Genomic DNA, 26,295 nt, shown 5'->3' on the forward strand with positions numbered 1-26,295 from the left:
ATTAAATGTTTGTATGTGGCTAAATATATTAAAAATTCTTTTTCAATTTAATAAGTGATGCATTTAATTCAAAGCCTAATAATAACAGGTTAGCATTAAGCCAGATATACACCATTAAGATAAGCATTGCCCCTATAGAACCATATAATTTATTGTAATTTGAAAAGTTATCAATATAAATACCAAACAAATAGGTGGTTACAATGATAAGTACTGTAGTCATAAATGCTCCTGGTGAAAAAAACCTGTTCATTTTACCTTCTGTGGTACCAAAATAAAAAAGTGTAGCCACAATAAGAAAAATCATCAAAACAAATAGTCCATACTTACCAAACTGAAGCCAAAAAACAGTATTGTCCATTACACCCATTTCTTTCAGGTTTTCTAGTAAGTAACTAAAATACAATGTCACTATAACGGTGATTAACAATAACGATGCCACAATTAAAGACACTCCTAAAGCTACGATATATTGCTTCACAAAATTACGATTAAGAGTAACGTGATAGGAATACTCGAATCCTGAAAACACTGTATTAATTCCATTGGTCATCAAAAACAGTGATAATACAAAAACGGTAGATAATAAACCTCCTCTAGGATTAGAAGAAATGTCATTATATATTTCTTCAAAAAATAGTTTAGATTGATTTGGTAATGCAGAAGTTATAAACTCGAAAAAACTTTCTTGAAATCCATCTATATGAATAATCGGTATTAGATTTAATAAAAACAGTAAGAAAGGAAACAGTGATAAAAAAAAGCTCCAAGAAATAGAACTAGCCCTTGCAGAAAATGTTCCTTTTACAATACCTATGGTGTAAATTTCGATTAAATCATACAGTGACAGTCCTTCAAAACCAGGAAGAATGATTTTCTTACCAATCTTGACCAAAATATTAATTAAGGGTATTTTGTTTAGTTTATCTTCAACTGCCTTTGACATATTTATACGGCTTTCAAGCTCAAATCCAGGTTGTATACCGAATGTGTAAGTGCTCCACTACTTATATAGTCTACTCCACATTCTGCATATTTACGAACTGTTTTTTCATTAATCCCACCGCTAGATTCAGTTAGACAGATATCTCCAATAAGTGTTACTGCTTTTCTGGTGTCTTCATAATCAAAATTATCAATCAATATCCGATATACTCCTGGAGTTTTTAATATTTCTTTGATCTCATTTAAATCGCGAGCTTCGACTATAATTTTTAAATCTCGATTGGTATCGGCAAGGTATTTTTTTGTTTTTTCTATAGCATTTGTAATACCACCTGCAAAATCAATATGATTATCTTTGAGCATAATCATATCATACAACGCAAACCTATGATTTTCGCCTCCGCCAATTTTTACCGCCCACTTTTCCAATGCTCTGATTCCTGGTGTGGTTTTTCTAGTATCTAAAATTTTAGTTCCTGTACCGTCTAATAATTGTACAAACTTATTGGTTTTTGTAGCAATAGCGCTCATTCTCTGCATTGCATTAAGCACTAATCTTTCTGCTTTTAAAATAGACTGAGAGCTTCCAGAAACATAAAAAGCAATATCACCATATTTTACCTTTGATCCATCTTCGATTTTTACATCTACCTTCATTTCGGGATCTACATAGTGAAATACTTTTTTGGCAAAATCTACTCCTGCCAATATCCCTTCGTCTTTCACTAGTAATTTAGCTTTTCCTTGCACAGAATCAGGAATACATGCTAAAGAGCTATGATCTCCATCTCCTACATCTTCTCTAATGGCATTAGCAATTATTAATTCAATTTCGTTATCAAATTGAGCTTTAGTAATCATATTGAATGGTTATTTTTGCTAAAGTAAAAAAAGAAGTCGGAAGTTTACTCGTAAAGAGTTTTTTCATTTTATCTTTTGTATAAAAAATTAGAAGATGAACATAAAATTAATTGCTGTCGGTAAAACAGATCATAAACTACTAGAAAGTCTTATTGCTGATTATATAAAAAGATTGGGGTTTTATGTCAAATTTACTTTTGAAATCATACCCGATATAAAGAATGCAAAAAATCTAAGTGAAGCACAACAAAAAGATAAAGAAGGAAAACTTATTCTAGACAAAACAACAACTTCTGATGTTTTGATAGTATTGGATGAAAATGGTAAACAATACGATTCTGTGCACTTTTCTGAAGTTTTACAAAAACATATGAATAGTGGTATTAAACAATTAATCTTTGTTATCGGTGGTCCTTATGGGTTTAGTCCAGAAGTATACAATCGCGCAAACGGAAAGCTTTCTCTATCTAAAATGACCTTTTCGCATCAAATGATTCGTTTATTTTTTATTGAACAATTGTATCGCGGATTTACTATTCTAAAAAATGAACCTTATCATCATCGTTAGGGTTAAATAATCGATCCCTATTATGTATTCCTCTTTTTAATTGTGGAATCAGTGCTCTTTTAACAGGCAAATAGCTTATATCTATTTTTTCATCTTTATTCCTAATTATATTAAGATCTACTTGTTTATCCACTCTGCCATAATAGATGCTTCTCCATACAATTTGATCTCCTTCTCTTAACCCTGCTTTATATGCATTAGATGTGCTATCTACAGCTAAGACTTTATACGTTTCTGAATTTTCTTTAAATCCTAAATCGAAAACATCTGTATCTGGTATATATTCTAATCCAAATTGATTAAACATCTTGTCTAACTCTATTAATTCGCCATCAATAATATGTGTTTTGTGAAATGAAGAAATATCTTCTTTCAGGTACTTATTAACCACTTTTCTAAAGAATGCTGAGTTTACTTTTTGATTCTGATCTATGGACGATTTAAAGATATCTTGCATTATATTATCTAAACTGTGTTTTCCGTTAGAGTCCTTTTGGATTTTAAGATCCAAAATAAATGCATAAACCGCTCCTCGATAATACGGAAGTTTACCATAATGTCTGTCTGACCAATAATTATCGTAGGTAATTTCAGAATTAGGGCTTGAGGCAACAGGAGAAGTGAATAAATCTCTAATGGTTCTATTGACCTCATCAACAAAATAATTTGCATCCAGATTGTTTATTTTATGAGTAGCAATATTTTTAAAGGTATAATACTCTGTAAAACCTTCGCTAAACCAATATTGCTCTTCTTCATTTTCATTTTGTATAGTGTTACCTATCCAATTATGCATTAGCTCATGATTAAAAAGATAAACCATTTGATCGATAGAAGTATTCTTATTGTTAGAAACGGTTGTAGCAAAAGAATTGGTTAATCCTGTACCACCAAATCCACTACCACGTTCTTGAAAGAATGGAAGCATCGTTACAGTAAAATATTTTTGAGTATGATCTTGCCAAAAATCTCTCTGAGCTTCGATAGTAGTTTTTAAGAGATTGGAAATATCTTTATCTGCATAGGAAACCCATTTTCCTCTTGTTGCCAGAATCACTTCGTTATTTTTTACATTGTTTTTAAAAGTTCTAAAATCACCTCCAACAAAAATAGCAGTATGAAACTCCTCTTTTTCAATATTTTCAATCAATTGGTACTTTTTTTGACTACCAAAACTATTATGAATTACATAGTCATCAGGAAAATCTTCCCAACGTAATTCTATATTTAGCACATCATCAGGATTAGGTCCTAAATATGAAGGAAGCATAAACATGTTGTGAGAAAAAATATGAAAATAAGTTTCATTAATTATCGGCCTGTACCTGGTCTTAGAACTAAGGCCTTTACGGTCCTGCTTTAAAGTATATTCAAAATCTAAGAGTCGTACTTCTTTAGGGTGTTCTATAATTACCCACCCACTATCTTTATTAACTGTAACATTTCCTTTCTCATTTAGCAACTGCATATCCTTAATGCAATTATAAATGTCCTTTTCACCCCAAGCTTCATTTTGAAATGACAGTTTTGTAATTCCTCCAGAATCTGCTTCAAAAGACATGTTAACCTTCAGCATAGACAAGCTGTCTTTTGTTATTGGCGAAATTCTGTAAGAGATTGTTTTAATATCTGTTCTGTTACAGGAAAGTAATGCAACGAATACCAACCCAAGTATCACTATATTCCTCATATTAAATTGATTGATTGACTAATAAAATGACGTGTTAAATTTATATTCGTTGCAAACTTTGCGGTGCAGCTATTATTATTCTTTAATTAGCTCCCTAAGATCATTAAAAGCATCTATCAAGTCATCCACAAGATCTATTGATACAGCTTCTTTGTCCAAAAAGACAGATAGTTTTCCTTTTCTTAGTTTCACTTTATATACCTCTTCTCCTTGGTTATTATAATTCCAGGTATAAGATCCATAGTTTTTGGACATTTTTGCATCTAAGTGATCATTTAAGAACCTTTTCACCTCTTCAGTTTTATGAGATGGGAAACTTGCGTTTAATGTATAAACATCATCGGTATTAGAAATAGAAATATTTATTTTATACCCTTTCCCGCTAGTATCATCACTAGAATATTTAACTGTTACTTTAGAGTTAGAAGTTGTTTGTGCATTCACTGAAGGTATAGCAAATGCTATACATAACATAAAAATGATTGTTTTCATAATACTCGTTTTTTGATTAATGATCCACCTTAGGTGGACAGATTATTGATTGATGTTTGTAATTATTTGATTTTAAATTTCTTCTGATTTAGAAGTTATTTTTTTTAATTCTTCTCCAACTTGTTTAAACCTTTTAATTAGTTTATCAGATGCCAATTCCTTACTAACATTAATTCGTAGTTTGTTTCCCTTTAATTTTATCTCATACATCTCTTCTTCGTCCACCATTTCAACCCAAAGAAATGTATCTTCTTTGATTTTCATTTTTTCTTCTCCAAACTGACTTACTAAATATGATTTTACATTAGATTTTAAGGATTTCATAAACCTAACTTTTATTCTATAGTCATCATCCATGTCTAACACAGTAAAGGATCTATAGTATTTTTTATTAGGAGAATCCGAGTCATATAACATCGAAAATTCTGATGAAGATTTTGTTGACTTTGTTTCTGTTGTTTGCGCTTTGATCGCAGATAAACTAAAAATTAAACTTGCTATTAATACTATTAATGTTCTCATGATATTCGTTTTTTGATTAATGATTGAAATATTTTATATCGTACTGATATAGTTATTTTTATAAACTTTTATTGACCTCCATATATTCTGAACAGATTTTATTAACTCCTTATCTTCTTCTAAAGAAGTATTCATAAAAAATATAGCTCCTATTTTTTCATTTTTGTTAAAATACATCAGTGTAAGGATACCTGGATCAGATCCGTTATGGCCCATTTTTCCTTTTGGAGACACTTCCCAGAAAAAGCCATAATTATCTTTTATTTCTTTTGTGGTATTAAACTGTGCTTTGGATATTTTAGGGGACATCATTTCTGCAAATGATTCCTGCTTCAGGATTTTACCCGATCCATAATGACCATTCATTAATTCTTGTAGATATAGTGTAAGATCTTTAATACTACTCCTAATTCCGCCATCTGGATACGTTATCAAACTATACCTAGGTATTTTCGTTTCCTTTTTCTGTATACGTTTTAGCATGCTTAGACATATCAATTGAGGCGTATGACCATCCTGTATTATTCATATCCAACTTATCAAAAATGAATTTTTTAGTGTATTCCTCAAATGGAGTTTCGGTTGCTAATTCAATTACATAAGCGAGTAAAGCCGAACCAATATTTGAATACTCATAGCGTTCTCCTGGCTTTTGTTTTTTGAAATTATTCTTAGAATACCAAGATCCTTTTATATGTAAATGATTGTAAAGAAATTCTTTAAGACTATATTTCTTGTTAGAAGACATCGCTTTATATTCCTTTTGTTCCGTCTTTGTATAATTTCCTAAATCCAACATACTACCTTTCTCCAAAACATAGCTTTTTTCATAAACTTCTGTATCTAAAATAGAAGAAGTATGTGTTGCTAAATGTTTTACTAAAATTGGTGTTTCTTGAAATTTAGGGTGTTCTACTTTAAAAGGAAGAATGTCATTAATTGGAGTATCTTCTGATAGTTTACCTTGTTCAATAGCTTTCATAAGTGCTATTCCTATAAATGTTTTAGAAACAGATCCTATATTTTGTATTGTGTTAACTGTGTATCCTTTTTGTTCTTCCTTATCAGCATATCCAAATCCTTTTTCAAAAAGAATCTTATCTGGTGTGATAACTGAAACACCAAAGCCACTAATATTACTATTCTTATAAATAGAATCTAATTGGTGTTCTAATTCTTGAACATTTGTTTGACTGATGACACTATACCCTATAAAAAAGATAAGTCCCTTGATTACTGTTTTCATATGATTTGATTTTGATTGATGTAAGCTTTTTATTCTAAATTAAAAGTAAGCCCAACTCCTCTTACACTTTCGATAGTTATGTTTTTATCTTGTTTAAAATATTTTCTTAGTCTACTGATAAACACATCCATACTTCTTCCTGAAAAGAAATCATCATTCCCCCAAACATCTTTTAATAAATCTTCTCGTTTTATCATTATATTTTTATGATCGTATAGATATTGAATCAATATAGTTTCCTTCTCAGTTAGCTTTTGTTTTTCTTCATTTAGTTTTAAACAGTGATTAATTGGATCAAATTTATACGCGCCAATTGATATAACTTCTTCTCTTATAGATTGAATTCTTTGCGAACGTTTTAGAATATTCTGAAGCCTTAACACTAGAATATCCGCTTCAAAAGGTTTAACTATATAATCATCCGCTCCAAGTTTTAATCCTCTGATTTTATCTTCTTTCATTTTTTTGGCAGTAAGAAATACAAAAGGAATTTCAGGATTTAACTCAATCACTTTTTCTGCCAACGTAAAGCCATCCATTTTAGGCATCATCACATCAAAAACACAGATATCAAATTGTTCTTGAGAGAAAACTTGCAAAGCCTCTTTACCATCTTGAGCCCAAACCACTTTGTACCCATGAAGTTCTAAATATTGTTTTAAGATACTTCCGAAATCAAAATCATCTTCTGCTAATAATATATGCTGCATAATTATTCGTTTATAGGTAGTGTTATGGTAAATGTGGTTCCTAAATCTGGTTTACTTTCTAAAGTAACAGTTCCTTGATGTGCTTTAACAATCTGGCTTGTATAAAATAATCCTAGCCCTAATCCTTTTACATCATGAACATCTCCTTTGCTAATTCTATAGAATTTTTCAAAAATCTTGCGCTGTTCCTTCTCATGAATTCCTATTCCATTATCATGAATGGATATTTCATATTGATCCTCTTTTAAATAGGTTCTAAAGATTAATTCTACTTTTTCTTTACCATACTTGACAGCGTTATCTAAAACATTTAGTAAAGCAGTGGTAAACATAAATTTATCGATACTCAAATAAACTTCTCTAAATTCAATCTTTGAAATAATACTCACATTTTTATCCTGAACGGATAATTCAAAATCTTTAAGTACATTTTGAAAATACGTATCATCCAGAATCTTTTCTTTTTTAAGAACAATTTCCTCTGATCCTAAACTATTGGTAACTACCTGATCTACTAATTTTTGTAATCTAGTATTCTGACGATCCAAAATATCCAATGTGTTAGAAAAGGCGTCTGGAGTATTCTGAATTTCGGTTTTTCTTAAACTTTTAGAGGCTATTCCTAAAGTTGCCAATGGAGTTTTAAGTTCATGAGTGATATTATTAATAAAATCAGTTTTTATATCGGCTAACTTTTTCTGACGAATTAGATTTCTAATAGAATAGAATAATAAACTCACTACAAATAGAAGTAATAGTACCGAAACTATAAATATCGTTGACATTTGACTAAACACTATCCGTTTCCATCCAATAATATTTATATAATCAACCGTTCTCACTTCTATATCTAATGAAACATCGATCATACCTCCATTAATATCATTCTCATAATCCAAATCAGTAAACCACCTAGCTTTACTCATTACAACTTCATCTTTCTTTGAGAATTTTTCTCCAAACACATATACATTTTCTCCAGAAGCAGCAGAAAAAATCGTATCCATTTTTTCATCTTCAAAAATCACGATACTTTTAATATCCTTTTTATATTGTATATCATATTCTAAATTACGGCTAGCGATTTCATTTTTATAGTAGGATATAAATAGATCGTTTAAAGAATCTGTTTTGGGCTTAAAACTATTCAGCGCTTCTTTTTTCTGGATATTATTCTTTTTATATTCTGCAAGACTTTCGCTTAAGTATGTATACCAAAGTTCTCCTAAGGAATCCATCTCTTTAGTATTATCAATATTATTGATAGCTTTCTTAGTTTTCCTAATAAAAGCATCTTTCTTTAACTGATACGTGTTATGAATCAAATACGCTTGTATAGTAGAAAGAGCTAACAAGGCTATGATTGATGTAATGATAAGTGTATTTATTTTCTGCTTCATTATAAAGATTCTTTAATAATATCTATTGCTTTTTGCAATTGATCTTGGGTATCTAAGATATAATGTTTTGGTATAAAATTCTCTCTTGGTTGTCCTGAAATATGAAATAACTTTTCTACTGGAATTTGAAAACCAATTTGAGTTTCTGGTAATGTATAATTGTAAATTGCTCCTAATAAATCAGCCATATCAGTTCCAACAACCTCTGCTCTATTCATTCCATCTAGACCTATCGTAATTCCTTCTCCCATGCTACCCGTCCATCTACCGCATAATACAACAAGTGGTTTATAGTAATTTTCACCTCTAGGAGCAACTAACTCTATGGTATTTCTCTTTACATCATACAACTTTTGTTCATAAGGGAAACTATGGCGTTGATAAGGTGTTTCTTCTGTAATAAAACGTCCCATTATAGCTCTTGCTACAGAAGTATTCCCTCCACTTGGAGTATCTCTAAGATCCAAAATGATTCCTGTTGTATTTCTAAGGTTATTCATTACTTTATCAAAGGCTATGATCGTTTCATTGATTCCCAAAGAATTATTTATTCTTATGTATCCAATGTTTCCTTCAATAATTTTTCCTTCTACAAGATGAATGCCTTGAGTGTTTTTTACTTTTTCAGGAGAGAATGTTAATGATCCATTAACATTAATTATTCTTTTGGTATTATGAGTTCCTGCAATTAAAAGGTTGGCTGCATACTCATACATTTCATTAGTATGCTTATCAACGCTTTTAGGCAAATATACTTTTATAGCTTCCTTAATTGAGATTCCGTGATATCCAGTTATTCGCATCCCTAATTTTAATCCTGATGCTTGTGCTGGAAAACCATCTCTAATAGCTTTAATAATAAAATGATCATTTTCGTATGAAACCCAAAGATCTGTGCCTGTTGGAAGCATTCTACTTGATGAAATTAAATTTGTATTAAGTCCAACATGCCCATTGTACAGCTCATTATTCGTCATTTCTAAAAGCCGAATAAAATCATCATCATTTTGTATTGTATCCACTGAAGGTTGGTACATTCTTCTTACCTTATTCCAATCAATTTTTTGGGTATCAAAATATCCAAAGTACTGATCCACAGTTTTCCAATACTGATCAAAATCTCTCTGATACTTTGTTTGTCCAAAAGAACTGGATACGATACATACAATGATGATGATTCTTAACATTACTATTCGTTTTTTGATTGTTGATGAGATCAAATTTATTATATAACATTGATGAAGCCTTAGGATTTAAGGTCGTTAACCCTGCATTAACGTTAATAAGATACTGGTTTGTTATAAAACAAAGGATTACTGGAGTTAAGTTAATGGCTACACAAAAGGATTAATTATTACATTTGCGAACTAAAACAACTTTCTTTTCATGCAAGGATATTTAAAGCTTATTAAATTTGATAATCTAATTCTTATAGCCATAGCTCAGCTCTGTATTAAATACGGGCTTTTTGAGCCTTTTGATATTGATATAACTTTAAATGGTTTCGGAATTTTTCTTTTAATAATTTCTACTATCTCTTTGGTTGCAGCCGAAAATGTAATGCTCGAGATACAAGATAAAGAGCATCCAAATGCCAAAGGACTTATGAATGGAATACTATCAGAAAAGGTTGCCAATCGTTTGTTTATAATTTTTAATGTAATTGGTGTTTGTATTGGTTTTTATTTATCCAATATCATAGGAAAACCAAAGTTGGCCGCTTTATTTATTGTTGTTTCTGGTATCTTTTATATCTATGCAACACATCTAAAGGAAATTCTGGTACTTAAAAATGTTTTAGTAGGAATTATGATGGCTTTGGGTTTAATTGCTGTTGGAATTTTTGATTTACTTCCAGCAATTACTGAAAAAAACTTGGCTTCTCAAAAAGTGATTTTTCTAATCATAGTTGATTATTCCTTTTTTGCTTTTATCGTTGTAACTATTAGAGAAATTGTGAAAGATTGTCTCATGATTGATAAAGATCATAATGCAGGAATACGAACAATTCCTATTGTTTTAGGAAAAGATCGCACAACCAAGCTTATCAGTGGATTAACTATTATTCCGATTGCATTAATTATCTATTATGTATACACCTATTTATTTAGTAATTCTGTAGCAGTGGTGTTAGTTTTGGGGATATTAGTAGCTCCTCTTTTATATTTTATGTTTAAGAGTTGGAACGCAGAGACCAATAAAGATTTTAAGACACTTAGTCTAATTTTAAAATTAGTATTGTTTTTAGCCTCATTATCGTTATTGTTATACCAGTTTATTTTAAAATAAGTTATGCTAAAGGATATACTAAAAAATTATAATCTTATTCTAGCTTCAGGATCCCCACGAAGGCAACAATTTTTTAAAGATCTTGATTTAGATTTCACTATTCAATTAAAAGAAATTGAAGAAATATATCCTGATCATCTTAAAGGTTCCGAAATATCAGATTATTTAGCCAAACTAAAATCAACCGCATTTACAAAGCTTGCACCAAATGACATCCTTGTCACCAGCGATACGATCGTATGGCATCGTAATCAAGCTATAGGGAAACCTAAAAATATTGAGGATGCTAAAGCAATGATCGCTTCATTGTCTGGTGATACACATAAAGTGATAACCTCAGTTTGTTTTAAGACGTCCAATGCTACTAAAATTATCAATCAAACAACAAAAGTTACTTTTAAGGCGCTTACTACTGAAGAAATAGATTATTATGTAAATACATTTTTACCAATGGACAAAGCTGGTTCTTATGGTATACAAGAATGGATTGGATACATTGGTATCACGCATATTGAAGGAAGCTATTTTAATGTTATGGGGTTACCCGTACAACTTGTTTATGAAACGTTAATAGAAATTGCTAGATCATAGCTTTGTTGTAATTTAGACTCATGAACCCTGTTACGCTATAGTATCTAGATAAAATCTACTAGTTATTTACTTATACATATTCTTAACAGTAATTATTCATCCTGTTTTACTACTAAAGAAGCATTAAAAATTACATTATGAAAAAGTCATTGCTATTGTTCGGAGTACTTGGGGTATTAGTAATTGTTGCGTGTAGCAATATCAAAGCTGATGGAGTTTCCAAAACTAAGATCGACATAAATACTGAAAATCAAAAAACGAAATTAGAGTCTTCGAAAAAACGCTCTCCCGATTTCAAAAAATACTGGTATGCTGGTGATGCTGAAATTACGTCATACGAGCTAGAACAAGCAAGATATGGGGAAATAAGAAAAGGAAAAGCTGTTTTAATTTATGTAACCGAAGATTTTTTATCAAAGGAACAAGTCAAAGCAGATTACCAAAAATCTGATAATATCCCAGTACTTAAACTAAATGCTACTAAAAAATTTAATACTGGTATCTATCCTTATTCGATTATGCAAAGTACTTTTTATCCAGTATCAGACAATAAACATGCAATTAAAATCTCTAGCTCTATGCAAGAATGGTGTGGACACGTGTATGCGCAATTAAACAACAGAAAGGAGTTTGAAGTAATATCACATTCTTATTTTCAAGGAGAAGCAGATCAGAATTTCACATTAGAAAAAGCTATTCTTGAAAACGAATTATGGACTAAAATCAGAATTGATCCTGACAATTTACCACAAGGAGATGTACAAATTATTCCTTCATTCGAATATAGTAGACTAAGGCACAAAGAAATAAAAGCATATACTGCAAAAGCCTCTTTAACAAAAGACACAAATCTAGACACCTATACGATAACGTATCCAGAACTAAATAGAAGCGTCAGTATCGTTTTTAATAATTCTTTTCCTCATGAAATAGAAAGTTGGACAGAAACTTTCAAAAGTGGATTTGGTCCGAATGCGAAAGAACTTACCACAAAAGCTACAAAATTAAAGCGTATTAAATCAGCATATTGGGGTAAAAACAGTAATACGGATGAAGCATTACGAAATGAATTAGGGCTAAAATAAAATATATTAGCGAATAATCAATTCATAAAATAAAAGTAACTATAAAACTAATCAACCATACTATAATGAAAAAACTATCAGAATCAGAAATACAAGAGCGTTTAAAGGATATTGACGGATGGGAATATCATGATAATGCGATTCATACCACGTTCGAATTTAATGACTTTAAAGATGCCTTTTCTGTAATGACTCGTATTGCATTTGAGGCTGAAGCACAACAGCATCACCCAGATTGGGCTAATGTTTATAATAAATTAGCCATAAGTCTATCCACACATGATGCTGATGGCGTAACAGAAAATGATTTTACACTTGCCAAAATAATTGATGATATTATAGTAGGAGATTGATAAATTCAACAGGATTGGGTTTGTTAAAAAAAACCATTCTACTTATGTTTGTATTCAGATTTTAAATTTAGATTATGGGAAGAGCTTTTGAGTTCAGAAAGGCACGTAAAATGAAACGTTGGTCAGCAATGTCCAAAGCGTTTACTCGTATTGGTAAAGACATTGTAATGGCTGTAAAAGAAGGAGGTCCTGATCCTGATTCTAATTCACGCCTAAGAGCAGTCATTCAGAATGCTAAGGCGGTTAATATGCCCAAAGACAATGTAGAACGTGCTATTAAAAGAGCTTCCGACAAAGATCAAAGTGATTATAAAGAAGTCCTTTTTGAAGGATATGCTCCACACGGTATTGCAATTCTTGTAGAAACTGCCACTGATAATAATAATAGAACAGTTGCTAATGTGAGATCATATTTCAATAAATGTGATGGAAATTTAGGGACTTCGGGCTCTGTAGAATTTATGTTTGATCATACCTGTAATTTTCGAATTAATGCAGAAGGTCTTGATCCCGAAGAATTAGAATTAGAATTTATTGATTTTGGTGCTGAAGAAGTTTTCCAGGACGAAGATGGAATATTAATATATGCTCCTTTTGGTAGTTTCGGCGCTATTCAAAAAGAATTAGAAAGTCGTGAGATAGAAATTTTATCATCTGGTTTTGAAAGAATCCCTCAAGTCACTAAAAAACTTACTCCAGAACAAGCTGCTGATGTTGAAAAACTTCTAGAAAAGATTGAAGAAGATGATGATGTACAGAATGTTTATCACACTATGGAAGAATCTTCTTCTGATGAGTAAATAAAAGAATAACAATACTTTATGAAAAGACTGCCTGTAAAGCAGTCTTTTTTTGTTATGTTTAAATTCACTTTTCGACCAAGATAAAAATTAGCACATTTATGAGACAACTGATTTATATTGCATTTCTAAGTTTTGGATTACTTTCGCAAGCTCAGCACATGAACAATGTAACCTTAGGTGAAATTATTACTAAAAACGCAGATACTATTGCGGGAGTTACTGGAAATTGGCAATTTGTATACAAAGAAACTCCTATGCTATGTGTAACAGATGCTACCAATAACAGAATGCGTATTATTGCACCGATTACAGAATCAGATAATCTCGATAAAGATTTATTACTAGATTCTATGACCGCGAATTTTCATTCTGCACTTGATGTAAAATATGCAATCTCTAATGGAATTCTTTGGTCTGCCTATGTTCATCCGTTAAAGGAATTGAGCACAGAACAAGTAGAAAGTGCTATTTCTCAAGTATATCTTGCGGCAAAAACTTTTGGCACCACATTCTCTAGTACAGAATTAATTTTTGGTGGTGGAAATGTAGAAGAAAAACAAGAAGAAGAAATCAAAAAAGAAAATATTCGTAAATTTTAATCCTCAGGTTCAAAACTATATTCAGGAACTTTTCCCTTTACGCCTTTAAAAAAATCATACATAAACTTGATGTCCTTTTCTATATCATCTGTAGGATAAAATGCTGATGAAATTTGTATTTTCTTTTGACCAAAATTAAATGCTACCATAACAATAGGTACATTGGCCGTTTTAGCGATATAATAAAATCCTGTTTTCCAAGAAGATACTTTTTTTCTTGTTCCTTCTGGAGCTAATGTTAACCTTAATTCTTCACGTTTCTTAAACTCCTTAGCAATAGCTTCTACTTTATTCTGCCCTGAAGTTCTATCCAATGGGATACCTCCTACTTTCTTAAAATACCATCCAAATGGCCATTTAAAAAGTTCTTTCTTTCCCATAAAACTTATTTTGACTCCTGCCACTTGTCTTACAAGCAAACCCATATAAAAGTCATGCCAACTCGTATGAGGAACAACAATAACCACGCACTTCTTTATATGATCACCATCAAAATCTCCTATCATCTTCCACCCCATTATTTTATGAAATATAAAAGATGATAATTGCCTCATAATGTTACTTTAGATTTAGGATTACAATGTACGATAAATTGCCTTAAGGATATCTGCGTTTATCTTTTCCTGCCAATTCTTACCTAAAGCATTTTCCCATAAAGGCGATAAACCAAGAGCAACAGAAGCCATAACATCTAATTGCTTTTCTGTGACATTGGCACAAACTCCTGAAGGTAGTTCAATATTATGAACTTCTTTCATTTTCTTAAATAGTGCTACACCTTCTGGATAGTATTCTCCTAATTTATCAAACACAATACAATTACCAATTCCATGTTTAACACCTAATACATAGGCAAGACCATAACTCATAGCATGTGCTACACCTACTTGAGAATATGCAATACTCATCCCTCCATGCCAAGACGCCATCATCAACTTAGCATCTGCTTCTTCCTTTGCCAACGTATTATCCAAAAATATCTCTTTACACAAATCATACGCCTTTTCACCATAACTCTGGCTAAATGCATTTAGATATGTCCCTTTTAAAGATTCGATACAGTGAATATAACAATCCATACCCGTATAGAACCATTGATCTTTAGGTACATCTTTTATCAGTTCAGGATCTAATATTACCTGATCAAAAGGTGTAAAATCAGAATTAATACCTAGTTTTTTTTCAGGACCCGTCAATACAGTTGTTCTCGACACTTCTGCTCCTGTTCCCGAAATTGTGGGAATCCCAACATGATAGACAGCTTTATTCTCAACCAAATCCCAGCCTTGGTACTCGGTAGCACTCCCTGTATTATTTATCATAATAGCAACAGCCTTCGCCAAATCCATTATGGATCCTCCACCAATACCAATAATTCCACTTGGTGTAAAGCTATGTGTTCTTTTTATTTCTGAAACGAGCAAATCTACTTGAGTAGTCTTAGGTTCTTCTTCTGTAGATATGTATATTATTTTGTCATTACCAGATAAGTCTATTCTATCTTCAATAAATGCTTTATTATTTTCAAAAACATCATCTATAAGATAAATAAAAGGGGCTCCATTCTTTCTTTCTGAAGAAAGGATTTGATCAATTTGGTTAAATGATCCTTTACCAAAAACCACTCTTGGTACCATAGGAAAGTTCTTATGGATGGATTCTTTAACCTCAGGAGTAACAGTAGATGTAATATTCAAAAAATTCTGTTTATTAATTAATTTTCTAGCTTTTTCTAAATCTTCTGGGGTATCTATTTCCACACCTTCATGATGAGTTTCTATCATTTTAATATTCTTACCATATTCCAGGTATCGAATACATTCAATTTTTTCTGAAGCTTCTAAAGTTCTCATCGGTAGGCGATAAAAATCTAAAATAGCTTGTTTTCGAAATGCATAAATCCCTTTATGCTTATAATATGTATGGTTTATTTCTTTATCTCTAGGATATGGGATTGGAGCACGTGAAAAATAAAGTGCATAATCATCTTTATCCACAATCACCTTAACACTGTTAGGGTTTACAATATCATCCCAATCATTCATTGGAGTCATTAGGCTTGCCAAATCTATTCGGTCCGCATCTTCTTCCTGAAAAACCTGTAAAACCTTTTCTAAGCTTTCTCTTTCAGTAAAAGGTTCATCTCCTTGAACGTTGACAACAATATCAACATCCATTTGTTCTACTGCCTCAGCAATCCTATCACTACCACAATCATGTTCTTTGATACTCATAATTGCTTTTCCTCCATGAGATGTGATTTCATTATAGATAATATCACTATCCGTAACTACATATACCTCACTAAACAAGGATGTATTTACTGCGGCTTCATAGGTTCTTAAAATCACTGTTTTACCCTCAAGATCCTGCATTAATTTCCCAGGAAATCGGGATGCAGCATATCTCGCAGGAATCATTGCGATCGTTTTTAGCTTAGTTTTGTTCAAAATTGCTTGCTTTTTGCAGGGTCAAAAATAACTTTTTTAAATCGATTTTCAAGAAGACCGAGCGAATAGTTTTTTATAAACCTTTCTTAAACCAAAGAACAACAATATTACTAATATAATTGCCAAAGGCGCTATAAAAATAGATACCAAAGACATAATTGAAGCTGTTCCTGTTTCTACAGTAGCAATAGCAGGATTTGCTAATCCTCCAGTTGTTGCTGTAGATGTTAATCGAGACGCTCCCATAGTACTTTTTACCGTTGTTGCTGTCCCTCCACCTGCAATAATAGCAAGAGCCCAAGTAACCACAGGGCTCAGGTTTGCAACAGTTGATACCATAACTGCTGTTCCTGCAATCGCCGCAAGCGGAATCGCTATCGTATCGAGCAAATTATCAAACCATGGAATATAATAGGCCAGAATCTCGACTACTGTAGCTATAGATAAAACGATTAAGGCTATGTTACTCCCTACCCATTCCCAATCAGAATTTAAAGGAATAACGCCATAATGACCCGCTAAACTAACTGCTAATAGTGGTAAAAACACTCTAAAACCAACAGAAGCTGCTAGTCCGATCCCCAAACATATACTTAAAATTGTTTCTTCCATTTTTTTTAAATATTAGTTTTCGATAAAAAAATCATCCTTAAACCCAATAAGATACAATTTTTGTTTAGCACGTGTAACTGCAGTATACAACCAACGTAAATAATCTTTATTGATTCCTTCTGGAAGATATGGTTGTTCTATAAAGACAGTATCCCATTGACCTCCTTGTGATTTATGACAAGTGATTGCATAGGAGAATTTTACTTGTAACCCATTAAAAAACTTGTTGTTCTTTACTCCCAGAAATTTTTTATATTTCGACTTCTCTCCTTCAAAATCTTTCATTACCTCTTGATACAACTTATTAGATTCTTCATAAGATAATGAAGGCGTTTCTGAAGTTAACGTATCCAAAATCAATACCGTTTCCAATGGTTTTTGATCTGGATAATCTACCATAGCAATTTTTACTTCTGCAAAGCGGAAACCGTATAATTCTTTAATTGCATAGATTTCAAGTATTTTAATAATATCTCCATTAGCTATAAAACCTGCTTCACTTTTAGCATCCAACCAGAAATAATTATTCTTAACCACCATCAAATAATCTCCTGCAGAAAGTTCTTCTTCTTGAAAAAGTATTCTGGATCGTATTTGTTGATTATAAGTATTCGCTCTTTTATTAGATCTTAGTATAATTACTGATTCTTCGTGACCAGAACTGGCATAAGAATCATTTAGTGCATCCATAATATCATGACCATCTATTAATCGAATGATATCAGGATATCCGTTTACATCAAACTGAAAAGATTCATAAAACCCATCATTTAACAATTCTCTTAATGAAGTTGCATTCATAAGAATACCACTATTTTCTGCCTGTCTTACCACTTCATCTAATTCTATCTGTGTGACTTCTTTATTAAATCCCATAGATAGCGTATCTGGATCCAATGCAGGACTTACTTCTAATTTTACAGGTGGCAACTGTGCTGTGTCTCCAATAAAAAGGACTTTACAATTATGTCCAGAGTACACATACATCATTAAATCATCTAAAAGTGATCCATTCTCAAATAATTTACTATCACTAGGTGTATCTGGTATCATAGAAGCTTCATCAACTATAAAAACCGTATTTCTGCTTTTATTTTGTTTTAATTGAAAAGCAAGACCACCACTACTTGTTTTTTTGGGGTAATATATATTTCTATGTATCGTCTGCGCATGTCTACCCGAATAATTACTAATTACTTTAGCAGCACGACCTGTAGGCGCTAACAAAACGGAGCTAAGTTTTGCTTTCCACAGGTTTTTAACCAATGTTCCTATTAAAGTTGTTTTTCCTGTACCTGCATACCCTTTGAGCAAAAAAAGTGAATCTTTTGATCCTGATAAGATGAAAGCAGAAAGTTTCTGAAGTACAACATCTTGTTTTAGAGTGGGTTCAAAAGGAAAATCGTTTTTAAGTAGTTGGTAAAATTCTGTTTCCCTCATGAAATATCGGTAATAATTAAATCTATAATTTGTTAATAAATCAAAGATAACAATGATTTTTTGGCTATAAACTTTTACGATTAAAAAAAAATTGTAGATTTGCGTATACACTAATGTCTAAAAGCTAAATTATAAAATGAAAATTGTTCTTCAATTAGTTCTATGGGTAGTTATCGCAGCCTTGGGATACCTGGTATATAATTCTGTTATGGGTCCAGTAAGATTCAATAAAGTAAAAGAAGTGCGTTATGCACAAGCAATTGAAAGCTTAAAGGATATCCGAAAAGCCGAGTTAGCTCATAAAACAGTAACTGGAAAGTTTGAGAAAGATCCAGCTAAATTAATTGCTTTTATAGATACAGCTAAGTTCACACTTACGCAACGTAGGGATTCTAGCTTTATCAGTTTTAACAAAATACTACAAATCGACGAACCAAGAGATACTGTTGTAGTTGATACACTTGGGTATGCTTCAATTAAGGATTCCTTATTTCAAGGAAGTGATCGTTATAGAAATATGATGACAGTTCCTGTTGAAGGTAAAGATGCTAAGTTTGATCTTGATGCTGGTTTTATTGATAAAAATGGAATTAGGATCGCTGTTTTTGAAGCAAAAGTTGCTAAAGATATCTTATTACATGATCTTGATAAAGATTTGTTATTTCAAGAAAAAGAAGTGCAATCGGTAGATGGTGTAAATGGTACACATCTTTCTGTAGGATCTATGATAGAAGTAAATACTACTGGTAACTGGCCTAAATCTTATGGTTCAAACGACCAATAATAATACAGAAACCACAAAATACATATTGTCCATTCAGGTAAGCCTGAATGGACTTTCTTTTTGCACAGTAAATTCTGACAATGAGATTATTGCTCTGGAGCAGGAGAATTTTGGGATGCAATTGTCTCCAGAACAGACTTTGGATAAAATCAAAAATGCTTTTAATACTTACCCTCAACTAAAATACGATTTTAGTTCTGTTGAAGTTATTTATCAAAACGACCTGTATACATTTGTACCAAAGGCTTTATTTGATCAAGAGTTGCTTAAAGAGTATCTAAAGCATAATATAAAAATATTAGAAAACGATTTTATCGTATATGATGAGTTAGATCAACACGATCTTGTTACGGTATATATCCCGTACATCAACATCAATAATTTCTTTTTTGAAGCTTTTGGTTCTTTCACTTTTAAGCACTCATCTTCCGTATTGATTGACACACTTCTTTCTAAAGAAAAAAATAACGAAGCTGCTTGCGTATATGCGCATATGCATGCCGCTAGTTTTGACCTTATTGTAATAAATAAAGGTAAATTGGTGCTTGGTAACTCATATATTTATGATTCTAACGAGGACTTTTTATACTATTTGATGTTTACCGTAGAGCAATTACGATTGAATCCAGAAGAATTTCAGCTAATTTTTCTTGGAGACATCTCTAAAAATAGTGATTGCTATACATTGGCTTACAAATATATTCGTCATATAGATTTTGGGAATAAAAATGAAGCAATTAAAATTTCAGAATCCTTATTACCAATAGAAGCGCACCAACATTTTGTTTTACTAAGTAATTTTTGATATGCGAATTATTTCTGGAATATATAAAGGAAAGCGATTACAGGCTCCAAAAAAACTACCTGTACGTCCTACAACAGATATGGCAAAAGAGGGGTTGTTTAATATTTTAAACCATCATTATGTCTTTTCTCAAGTCACTCTTTTAGACTTATTTGCAGGAACAGGTAATATCAGTTATGAATTTGCTTCTCGCGGATCACAACAAATTACTGCTGTAGATGCTCATTATCCCTGTGTAGGATATATAAAAAGTATTGCCAAAGAATTGGATTTCAATATTGAAACTATTAAAAGCGACGTCTACAGTTATCTCGAAAAGGTAAAACGAAAATCGGATATCATCTTTGCAGATCCCCCTTATGATTTCACAACAGAACAGTTTCAAAAAATTGCAACCTTAGTTTTTGAGAACGATCTTCTCAATAAAGATGGCGTATTAATCATTGAACACTCCAAACACACCAACATTGATAATACTCCTAATTTTAGTCATTCCCGAAAATACGGAGGATCTGTATTTAGTTTTTTTGAAAAATAATTAACTCTAATACACACTCTATCCAGTCATTACAGAAGTTCGTATTGAATACTCATCAATACTAGGAAGGTTGCTAAGTGAATAAATTTGATGTGAAGTATTACTTATAATATCCTCGTAAAAAGCCAATATTTTGGCATCAAAACCTGGAGTATCTTCTGCAGTTATCTTAAATATATCCATCTGATAAATAAAGTTATTTAAAATATGATGACTAGAAGACAGCATTGCTTTATAAATATTTAGTTTAGCATTCTCTAGCTTGATTTTCTTAACGCGTCTGCGCATATCAAACACCAGAAATAAAGAAAAGATCAGAAGTGGAATAATAAACTCATCGAATTCGAATTGTTCTATACTAGCCAAAAATGCCAAGGCTTGTTCAAAAAGGTCTAGTTCTAAAAAAATAGCTGTAAAATAAACGAATATGGATATTACTAATCCAATAATCGTAAGCTTATAGTTGCTCATTGGGCGGGTTGTGAGATTAAAATTATGACGATTTGTGGTTTAACTTATACAATATGACTTCATGAAAATCAATAAAGCCATATAAGGGTCTTGCATTGTGCCAGATAAATGTACACAAAAAAACTATAAAAAAATGATTTAGCTACATTTTATTAACAATGCATGCATAGTTATTCACAATTTGTTGAGAATTTTAAAACTCAAAAAACAACAAAATCTAGCTACGGCGCACATACCCCACATACAACCGTAGCTATTGATTTCTTAGCGAATGCGTATTCAATTAAGTGCCTACCCTAATCATCGAACTTTGCCCTCACTATATATTAATGTCATAAACAGTAATTTTGTTACCTCATTTTTCGAACTTTTTTTGAAATAATAGTCAAATCATTATTTATCAGTCCATTAAAATAAAACCAAAAAAATATTTTCAAGACATGATATCAGCGATTACTAATATCCTAAATTATTCAAAAAAGTTAAGCTACTTCTTCTCCGATAGAAGCTTCCCATACTCTAAACCATTCTTCATCTGTAATTTGAAGTGACAAAGAATCTACAGCGGATTGAATTCTATTTATTTTAGTAGAACCTATTATTGGCAAAATACCTGCAGGATGTTTTAACAACCAAGCTGTTAATATCTGATCTGCAGATACATTGTATTTTTCTTTCAGCACATGAATCACCTTATTGATTCTTATTACTTTGTCTTCAGGTTGTTTTGAGAAAAACTTTCCACCTGCTAGCGTGGAATATGCCATAGGTTTTATAGCATGCTGAATACATTGATCCAACGTTCCATCGATAAAAGGGGTCAAATGAAGAGGTGATATTTCTATTTGATTAGTTTGTAATGGGAAAAATGTGTTAAGCATCTCAAATTGAGAGGTAGTAAAATTAGATACTCCGAAATGCAATACTTTACCACTAGATTTTAAACTATTAAAAGCTTCTGCAATGTCTACTGGATTCATAAGAGGGCTTGGTCTATGAATCAATATCATATCAATATAATCTGTTTGTAAATTCTTGAGTGATTGTTCTACAGATTCTAGTATATATTTTTTAGTAGTCTTATAAGATTTAATTTGATTATCTGGCCTATTAGGGGTAACTAATCTAATTCCACATTTAGTCACTAATTGTATCTGTTGTCTCAGGCTTGAGTTCCCTTTTATTGCATTACCAAACAATGTTTCTGTCGTATAATGTCCATAAATATCTGCATGATCAAAGGTTGTAACCCCAATAGACAGACAATCTTCTATTAATTTTTGAGATTGTTCAACTTCTAGATTAACTCCCCATGCTCCCCAATTCATACATCCTGCTACGATCTTAGAAAATACTGGGCCTTGCTCTGAAACTTTAGTATTCATTTATTTCATTTTTTTGAGATTCAACAAAGAAATAGGTGCAATTAATAATTTATTGCTTCGTATATCACTCTCTGAATTTCTGAACGGATATCATTAGATATTAGCTTCCGATTTGCAGAGTCAGGAAAAGTACGATTACTCAGGAACACATATACAATTTCTTCTTCTGGATCTGCCCAAGTAAATGTGCCTGTAAAACCACTATGTCCAAAACTATTCATAGAGATACAACCACAGGTTGGTCCTACATCTCCTAACTGAGGTTTATCAAAACCTATTCCTCTTCTTACATCTTTATAACAATATGTACAGGTATTAAATTCATCAATAGTCTGACTTCTGATATATTGTTTCCCTCCATAATAACCGCCATTAAGATACATTTGCATAATCTTCGTAACATCGTTTGCATTAGCAAATAAACCAGCATGACCACCAATACCACCGAACATTGCTGCGCCTTGATCATGTACATATCCATGGATAATTTCTTTTCTATACGCTTGATCATTTTCGGTAGGGACAATCCGTTTTTTATCAAATCTACTCAATGGTAAATATCCAGCATTACTTGCTCCCAAGGCCCTATAAAAATGTTGTTGCGTCAAAGCGTTCAGTGTATTTCCGTAATGGTTTTCTATATAGGATTTCATTAAATAATATGGTAAATCACTATATTTATAACTAAGCCTGTTTCGTAATTCACTATCCTTTATTCTTAACATCAAAGAATCCTTCATATCACTTCTCAGATAAAGATTACCAGTAACTCTAATATTAAATTCATCTGAGAGTTTGTTTCTATAGTATTTTTGATCAGGTTTAGATGTAACAGTATCTAATGTTTTTAGAAAAAACGGAATCCAAGCTCTTAGCCTTGCATAATGCGAAAGCATTGATCTAACCGTAATATCTTTTTTATTTGAATCTTTAAATGAAGGTAACATCTCACCTACTCTTGTATCTAATGATAAAATCCCTTTATCTTTAAGCTCCATTGTTAATGGAAGTGTTGCGAGAATTTTGGTCAACGATGCCAAGTCATATATGTCAGAACCTTTGACCTTTCTTGATTTAGCATATGTATGATATCCATAATTTTTATTAAAAATCACTTTACCTTTTCTTGCTACAATTAATTGCAAACCAGGTGTCATTTTATTTTTTAAAGTAAAATCTACAATAGAATCTATACGTTCTAACTTATGTGAATTCATCCCTACAGTTTCAGGAAGACCGTATGACAAACGTTTTAAAGATCTTGTCTCTATACCCGTTTCCAAAGGGAAGTCTTCTCCTAAACTCACAGGAAGTTTCCCTTTTGCTTCTATAGCTCCAAAAAGCAACTGAGCAGCCTTTTGCTGCGCTACTTCGCTATTTTGATACGCCATTAGGATTCCTTCAAAATTCGTAGTTGTCAACATATCTAACATTGCATACGGACGAGAAAAGATACTTAAGACAGTATTATTAAGCCTTGCTATTTCGTACAACCACACCAATTCTTTATCTGTAAACTTATAATCTTTCCAAGGATTGGCATTCGATTTATGCAACCCAACAATCACATAATTATAATTACGTAATTGATCCAATATATCTGGCAACTGATTTCCTTTTACCCAATCTACCTGAGTGTACTTATTCAATTCTTCGAGAAACACCTCTCCAGAATCATCTCCAAAAGAAACGTATGCTACTTTTTTTAGATCTAGGTTTTTAACTGGTAAAATAGCCCTATCGTTCTTAATAAGTGTCAATGAATTTTCAACTAACTTATGATGAAGCACTTCATTTGCTACGCTATTTAACTCTTCATGAAGATACTCTAAGCTTACTGGCTTATATTTATGAAGTCCTACTTTATATTTTGCTAGTAGAATCTTACGAACAGAGTGGGACAATCTTTCTTCTGTTATTGCACCCGAATAATACGCTGATACAATTTTCTGTGATGCCAAAGGGACATCTTCTGATATTAAAAGAATATCGTTACCTGCCAAAAATGCTGCAAGATCGATATCGCCAGGTGCTTTAAAGTCTGATGCTCCTTTCATGTTTAAAGCATCTGTAATTATCAACCCTTTAAAGCCAAGACTATCTTTTAAGATGTTTGTAACCACATTTTCAGAAATCGAAGAAGGATATCCAGATCTGGGTTCTAAACTTGGTATATTAAGATGCGCCACCATAACACTAGATAAGCCATCTGCAATCAGCTTTCTGTATGGATATAATTCTATACTATCTATCCTTTTTTGATCAAAATTAATAGTAGGTAATGTTTTATGAGAGTCACTATCTGTATCACCATGACCAGGGAAATGTTTAGCACTAGATAATACCCCTTCTTTTTGCATCCCTTTCATAAAAGCCAACGCTTTCTCGGTCACATTATCTTTGTCTTCACCAAAAGAACGATTTCCTATAATTGGATTTTTGGGATTGGTATTCATATCCACTACTGGTGCGAAATTAATATGAACTCCCAATCGTCTACAATGCCTAGCTATCTGTTGACCTGTTTCTTGTATTAGGTTATTATCCTGAATCGCACCTAACGTCATATTCCAAGGAAAAGCTTTGGTAGAATCTAATCGCATTGCCAATCCCCATTCTGCATCCATACCTATAAGTAAAGGAACTTTAGATAAATCTTGATATTCATTATTTAATTTTGCTTGTCGATTTGGTCCTCCTTTAGAAAAAATAATTCCTCCAATATGATATTCCTCAATCAGTGTTTTTATTTTATCCGTTTCTTTTTTTGATTTTGAAGAAAACACATCTACCATAAACAACTGACCTATTTTCTCTTTTAAGGTCATTTTATTATAGATACTATCCACCCATTGTTGTTGTTTTTCATAATCTGCTTCAACGATCAATGGATTATGTCCTTTATCAACTTCTTTTTCTAAAATAGCTACAGAATCCGATTGACTATTATTTGTCTCTTCTAATTTTAGAAAACTTGGTTGCTGAGAAAAAACAGAAATTGTAAAAACAAAAAGTATGCAGGGAAAATATTTTTTAAAAGTATATCGCACAAAAAAATTAATTTAAAAAACGGTTATGCCAACTATCTTTAGCAGGAACTTCCCAATCAGTTTTATATTCTGCAATATTAGTAACTAAGTTATTGAACACAATTGTATTTGGAGATACCGACCGATTCTTAGCCATTTTTCTAAAATCGGTAAGGGGTTTGTAGGCAATAAATTCTCCTTGTTTATAAGACACATTCATCTTATCCATTAAATCTACATTATAATCAGCTTCTAATTTCTGAATAAAATGTACTGAAGCATCTATAGAACAACCTGTTGCCTGGTTTAATCCTTGATCTAACGCTATAGAAATAAACCTTTTGTATTTAATTTCATAACCAGCCTTAAGATCTGCGCCATGAGCAGTCCACTGTGTTATAAATGCATCTAACTTATCTTTAATCTCTTGTAACTCCTCTACAGTAAAGGATCTATTGGCTTGATATATCCAAATTCTAGAAGTATCTGGGAGCTCATTAAAATCTACTAACATCCGCTTTCTTTTTATTCTCTAAAATAACAAAAACTATTTCTAATTGTTGCAACAAAAAAGAGTTAATATGAATAAACATATCAACTCTTTTTTTATTGCATATAGTATTCTAA

Annotated in this window: 28 protein-coding genes; 10 read left to right on the forward strand and 18 right to left on the reverse strand. The window is 31.8% G+C overall.

The window, feature by feature from the left end; genetic code table 11:
* Nucleotides 1–28: 28 nt before the first annotated feature.
* Complete coding sequence (locus tag QBK95_RS13590) at nt 29–946, reverse strand: YihY/virulence factor BrkB family protein (protein ID WP_280934662.1); 918 nt, start codon at nt 944–946, stop codon at nt 29–31.
* Nucleotides 947–948: 2 nt separating this feature from the next.
* Nucleotides 949–1,806 (reverse strand): carboxylating nicotinate-nucleotide diphosphorylase, encoded by an 858-nt coding sequence (gene nadC / locus QBK95_RS13595; RefSeq protein ID WP_280934665.1) that lies wholly within the window; start codon nt 1,804–1,806, stop codon nt 949–951.
* A 94-nt stretch (nt 1,807–1,900) separates the two neighbouring features.
* On the opposite strand from nadC, the gene rlmH reads away from it, so the two are divergent.
* Nucleotides 1,901–2,374, forward strand: a complete 474-nt coding sequence (gene rlmH / locus QBK95_RS13600) for a 23S rRNA (pseudouridine(1915)-N(3))-methyltransferase RlmH (protein WP_280934667.1) — start codon at nt 1,901–1,903, stop codon at nt 2,372–2,374.
* Here rlmH and QBK95_RS13605 read toward each other — a convergent pair.
* From QBK95_RS13605 to QBK95_RS13640, 8 genes are all read right to left on the reverse strand, one after another.
* A complete protein-coding gene (locus QBK95_RS13605) occupies nt 2,340–4,064 on the reverse strand; it encodes a M1 family aminopeptidase (protein ID WP_280934669.1) in 1,725 nt (574 codons plus the stop codon). The two genes, rlmH and QBK95_RS13605, sit on opposite strands and share 35 nt — an antisense overlap.
* A 75-nt stretch (nt 4,065–4,139) precedes the next feature.
* Nucleotides 4,140–4,556, reverse strand: coding sequence for a hypothetical protein (locus QBK95_RS13610; protein WP_280934671.1), 417 nt, complete (start codon nt 4,554–4,556; stop codon nt 4,140–4,142).
* A 72-nt stretch (nt 4,557–4,628) separates the two neighbouring features.
* Nucleotides 4,629–5,078, reverse strand: a complete 450-nt coding sequence (locus QBK95_RS13615) for a hypothetical protein (protein WP_280934672.1) — start codon at nt 5,076–5,078, stop codon at nt 4,629–4,631.
* Between the two features lie 33 nt (nt 5,079–5,111).
* On the reverse strand, nt 5,112–5,561 hold the full coding sequence (locus QBK95_RS13620) for a serine hydrolase (protein WP_280934674.1): 450 nt from the start codon (nt 5,559–5,561) through the stop codon (nt 5,112–5,114).
* Entirely contained in the window at nt 5,521–6,324 is an 804-nt protein-coding gene (locus QBK95_RS13625; RefSeq protein WP_280934676.1) for a serine hydrolase domain-containing protein, read from the reverse strand. Before QBK95_RS13625 ends, QBK95_RS13620 begins: the two co-directional genes overlap by 41 nt.
* A 29-nt stretch (nt 6,325–6,353) precedes the next feature.
* Complete coding sequence (locus tag QBK95_RS13630) at nt 6,354–7,034, reverse strand: response regulator transcription factor (RefSeq protein ID WP_280934677.1); 681 nt, start codon at nt 7,032–7,034, stop codon at nt 6,354–6,356.
* A gap of 2 nt (nt 7,035–7,036) precedes the next feature.
* Nucleotides 7,037–8,434: a sensor histidine kinase gene (locus QBK95_RS13635; RefSeq protein ID WP_280934679.1), complete on the reverse strand. Its 1,398-nt coding sequence runs from the start codon at nt 8,432–8,434 to the stop codon at nt 7,037–7,039.
* A complete protein-coding gene (locus QBK95_RS13640) occupies nt 8,434–9,621 on the reverse strand; it encodes a S41 family peptidase (protein ID WP_280934680.1) in 1,188 nt (395 codons plus the stop codon). Before QBK95_RS13640 ends, QBK95_RS13635 begins: the two co-directional genes overlap by 1 nt.
* Nucleotides 9,622–9,820: 199 nt before the next feature.
* Between QBK95_RS13640 and QBK95_RS13645 the strand changes: the two genes are divergently transcribed.
* The 6 genes from QBK95_RS13645 (at nt 9,821) to QBK95_RS13670 (ending at nt 14,154) form a co-directional block, all read left to right on the forward strand.
* Nucleotides 9,821–10,723, forward strand: coding sequence for a geranylgeranylglycerol-phosphate geranylgeranyltransferase (locus QBK95_RS13645; protein WP_280934681.1), 903 nt, complete (start codon nt 9,821–9,823; stop codon nt 10,721–10,723).
* A gap of 3 nt (nt 10,724–10,726) precedes the next feature.
* Nucleotides 10,727–11,314, forward strand: a complete 588-nt coding sequence (locus QBK95_RS13650) for a Maf-like protein (RefSeq protein ID WP_280934683.1) — start codon at nt 10,727–10,729, stop codon at nt 11,312–11,314.
* Nucleotides 11,315–11,451: 137 nt separating this feature from the next.
* Nucleotides 11,452–12,399: a septum formation inhibitor Maf gene (locus tag QBK95_RS13655; RefSeq protein ID WP_280934685.1), complete on the forward strand. Its 948-nt coding sequence runs from the start codon at nt 11,452–11,454 to the stop codon at nt 12,397–12,399.
* 65 nt (nt 12,400–12,464) lie between these two features.
* Entirely contained in the window at nt 12,465–12,752 is a 288-nt protein-coding gene (locus tag QBK95_RS13660) for a 4a-hydroxytetrahydrobiopterin dehydratase (protein WP_280934687.1), read from the forward strand.
* A 74-nt stretch (nt 12,753–12,826) separates the two neighbouring features.
* Nucleotides 12,827–13,552, forward strand: a complete 726-nt coding sequence (locus QBK95_RS13665) for a YebC/PmpR family DNA-binding transcriptional regulator (protein WP_280934688.1) — start codon at nt 12,827–12,829, stop codon at nt 13,550–13,552.
* Between the two features lie 101 nt (nt 13,553–13,653).
* Entirely contained in the window at nt 13,654–14,154 is a 501-nt protein-coding gene (locus QBK95_RS13670; RefSeq protein WP_280934690.1) for a hypothetical protein, read from the forward strand.
* Here the strand turns inward: QBK95_RS13670 and QBK95_RS13675 are convergent.
* From QBK95_RS13675 to QBK95_RS13695, 4 genes are all read right to left on the reverse strand, one after another.
* Nucleotides 14,151–14,708 (reverse strand): 1-acyl-sn-glycerol-3-phosphate acyltransferase, encoded by a 558-nt coding sequence (locus tag QBK95_RS13675; RefSeq protein WP_280934691.1) that lies wholly within the window; start codon nt 14,706–14,708, stop codon nt 14,151–14,153. The two genes, QBK95_RS13670 and QBK95_RS13675, sit on opposite strands and share 4 nt — an antisense overlap.
* A 21-nt stretch (nt 14,709–14,729) precedes the next feature.
* Nucleotides 14,730–16,574, reverse strand: coding sequence for a 3-deoxy-manno-octulosonate cytidylyltransferase (gene kdsB / locus QBK95_RS22950; protein ID WP_445012628.1), 1,845 nt, complete (start codon nt 16,572–16,574; stop codon nt 14,730–14,732).
* Between the two features lie 78 nt (nt 16,575–16,652).
* Nucleotides 16,653–17,216 (reverse strand): DUF4126 domain-containing protein, encoded by a 564-nt coding sequence (locus tag QBK95_RS13690; RefSeq protein WP_280934693.1) that lies wholly within the window; start codon nt 17,214–17,216, stop codon nt 16,653–16,655.
* 12 nt (nt 17,217–17,228) lie between these two features.
* Nucleotides 17,229–18,656 (reverse strand): ATP-dependent DNA helicase, encoded by a 1,428-nt coding sequence (locus QBK95_RS13695; RefSeq protein WP_280934696.1) that lies wholly within the window; start codon nt 18,654–18,656, stop codon nt 17,229–17,231.
* Between the two features lie 136 nt (nt 18,657–18,792).
* On the opposite strand from QBK95_RS13695, the gene QBK95_RS13700 reads away from it, so the two are divergent.
* The 3 genes from QBK95_RS13700 to QBK95_RS13710 are packed head-to-tail and all read left to right on the forward strand — an operon-like array spanning nt 18,793 to nt 20,783.
* Entirely contained in the window at nt 18,793–19,440 is a 648-nt protein-coding gene (locus tag QBK95_RS13700; protein WP_280934698.1) for a hypothetical protein, read from the forward strand.
* A complete protein-coding gene (locus tag QBK95_RS13705; RefSeq protein WP_280934701.1) occupies nt 19,421–20,245 on the forward strand; it encodes a DUF3822 family protein in 825 nt (274 codons plus the stop codon). The genes QBK95_RS13700 and QBK95_RS13705 overlap by 20 nt, the downstream gene beginning before the upstream one ends.
* Nucleotide 20,246: 1 nt before the next feature.
* Nucleotides 20,247–20,783 (forward strand): RsmD family RNA methyltransferase, encoded by a 537-nt coding sequence (locus QBK95_RS13710; RefSeq protein WP_280934702.1) that lies wholly within the window; start codon nt 20,247–20,249, stop codon nt 20,781–20,783.
* 18 nt (nt 20,784–20,801) lie between these two features.
* Here QBK95_RS13710 and QBK95_RS13715 read toward each other — a convergent pair whose 3' ends face one another.
* The 4 genes from QBK95_RS13715 to QBK95_RS13730 all read right to left on the reverse strand — a co-directional run bounded on the left by QBK95_RS13715 (nt 20,802) and on the right by QBK95_RS13730 (nt 26,182).
* Nucleotides 20,802–21,254: a hypothetical protein gene (locus QBK95_RS13715; protein WP_280934704.1), complete on the reverse strand. Its 453-nt coding sequence runs from the start codon at nt 21,252–21,254 to the stop codon at nt 20,802–20,804.
* Nucleotides 21,255–21,736: 482 nt separating this feature from the next.
* A complete protein-coding gene (locus QBK95_RS13720; RefSeq protein ID WP_280934706.1) occupies nt 21,737–22,639 on the reverse strand; it encodes an aldo/keto reductase in 903 nt (300 codons plus the stop codon).
* A gap of 41 nt (nt 22,640–22,680) precedes the next feature.
* A complete protein-coding gene (locus QBK95_RS13725; protein WP_280934708.1) occupies nt 22,681–25,689 on the reverse strand; it encodes a serine hydrolase domain-containing protein in 3,009 nt (1,002 codons plus the stop codon).
* A 7-nt stretch (nt 25,690–25,696) separates the two neighbouring features.
* Entirely contained in the window at nt 25,697–26,182 is a 486-nt protein-coding gene (locus QBK95_RS13730; RefSeq protein ID WP_280934710.1) for an ABC transporter ATPase, read from the reverse strand.
* Nucleotides 26,183–26,295 lie beyond the last annotated feature (113 nt).

It is taken from the genome of Aquimarina mycalae, from assembly GCF_029906345.1.
In the GTDB taxonomy this organism is placed as follows: domain Bacteria; phylum Bacteroidota; class Bacteroidia; order Flavobacteriales; family Flavobacteriaceae; genus Aquimarina.

Bases quoted from the DNA above. Each gene is read 5' to 3' on its own strand.
- QBK95_RS13590 (WP_280934662.1), bottom strand. From the start codon at position 946: ATGTCAAAGGCAGTTGAAGATAAACTAAACAAAATACCCTTAATTAAT.
- nadC (WP_280934665.1), bottom strand. From the start codon at position 1,806: ATGATTACTAAAGCTCAATTTGATAACGAAATTGAATTAATAATTGCT.
- rlmH (WP_280934667.1), top strand. From the start codon at position 1,901: ATGAACATAAAATTAATTGCTGTCGGTAAAACAGATCATAAACTACTA.
- QBK95_RS13605 (WP_280934669.1), bottom strand. From the start codon at position 4,064: ATGAGGAATATAGTGATACTTGGGTTGGTATTCGTTGCATTACTTTCC.
- QBK95_RS13610 (WP_280934671.1), bottom strand. From the start codon at position 4,556: ATGAAAACAATCATTTTTATGTTATGTATAGCATTTGCTATACCTTCA.
- QBK95_RS13615 (WP_280934672.1), bottom strand. From the start codon at position 5,078: ATGAGAACATTAATAGTATTAATAGCAAGTTTAATTTTTAGTTTATCT.
- QBK95_RS13620 (WP_280934674.1), bottom strand. From the start codon at position 5,561: ATGCTAAAACGTATACAGAAAAAGGAAACGAAAATACCTAGGTATAGT.
- QBK95_RS13625 (WP_280934676.1), bottom strand. From the start codon at position 6,324: ATGAAAACAGTAATCAAGGGACTTATCTTTTTTATAGGGTATAGTGTC.
- QBK95_RS13630 (WP_280934677.1), bottom strand. From the start codon at position 7,034: ATGCAGCATATATTATTAGCAGAAGATGATTTTGATTTCGGAAGTATC.
- QBK95_RS13635 (WP_280934679.1), bottom strand. From the start codon at position 8,434: ATGAAGCAGAAAATAAATACACTTATCATTACATCAATCATAGCCTTG.
- QBK95_RS13640 (WP_280934680.1), bottom strand. From the start codon at position 9,621: ATGTTAAGAATCATCATCATTGTATGTATCGTATCCAGTTCTTTTGGA.
- QBK95_RS13645 (WP_280934681.1), top strand. From the start codon at position 9,821: ATGCAAGGATATTTAAAGCTTATTAAATTTGATAATCTAATTCTTATA.
- QBK95_RS13650 (WP_280934683.1), top strand. From the start codon at position 10,727: ATGCTAAAGGATATACTAAAAAATTATAATCTTATTCTAGCTTCAGGA.
- QBK95_RS13655 (WP_280934685.1), top strand. From the start codon at position 11,452: ATGAAAAAGTCATTGCTATTGTTCGGAGTACTTGGGGTATTAGTAATT.
- QBK95_RS13660 (WP_280934687.1), top strand. From the start codon at position 12,465: ATGAAAAAACTATCAGAATCAGAAATACAAGAGCGTTTAAAGGATATT.
- QBK95_RS13665 (WP_280934688.1), top strand. From the start codon at position 12,827: ATGGGAAGAGCTTTTGAGTTCAGAAAGGCACGTAAAATGAAACGTTGG.
- QBK95_RS13670 (WP_280934690.1), top strand. From the start codon at position 13,654: ATGAGACAACTGATTTATATTGCATTTCTAAGTTTTGGATTACTTTCG.
- QBK95_RS13675 (WP_280934691.1), bottom strand. From the start codon at position 14,708: ATGAGGCAATTATCATCTTTTATATTTCATAAAATAATGGGGTGGAAG.
- kdsB (WP_445012628.1), bottom strand. From the start codon at position 16,574: ATGATTCCTGCGAGATATGCTGCATCCCGATTTCCTGGGAAATTAATG.
- QBK95_RS13690 (WP_280934693.1), bottom strand. From the start codon at position 17,216: ATGGAAGAAACAATTTTAAGTATATGTTTGGGGATCGGACTAGCAGCT.
- QBK95_RS13695 (WP_280934696.1), bottom strand. From the start codon at position 18,656: ATGAGGGAAACAGAATTTTACCAACTACTTAAAAACGATTTTCCTTTT.
- QBK95_RS13700 (WP_280934698.1), top strand. From the start codon at position 18,793: ATGAAAATTGTTCTTCAATTAGTTCTATGGGTAGTTATCGCAGCCTTG.
- QBK95_RS13705 (WP_280934701.1), top strand. From the start codon at position 19,421: ATGGTTCAAACGACCAATAATAATACAGAAACCACAAAATACATATTG.
- QBK95_RS13710 (WP_280934702.1), top strand. From the start codon at position 20,247: ATGCGAATTATTTCTGGAATATATAAAGGAAAGCGATTACAGGCTCCA.
- QBK95_RS13715 (WP_280934704.1), bottom strand. From the start codon at position 21,254: ATGAGCAACTATAAGCTTACGATTATTGGATTAGTAATATCCATATTC.
- QBK95_RS13720 (WP_280934706.1), bottom strand. From the start codon at position 22,639: ATGAATACTAAAGTTTCAGAGCAAGGCCCAGTATTTTCTAAGATCGTA.
- QBK95_RS13730 (WP_280934710.1), bottom strand. From the start codon at position 26,182: ATGTTAGTAGATTTTAATGAGCTCCCAGATACTTCTAGAATTTGGATA.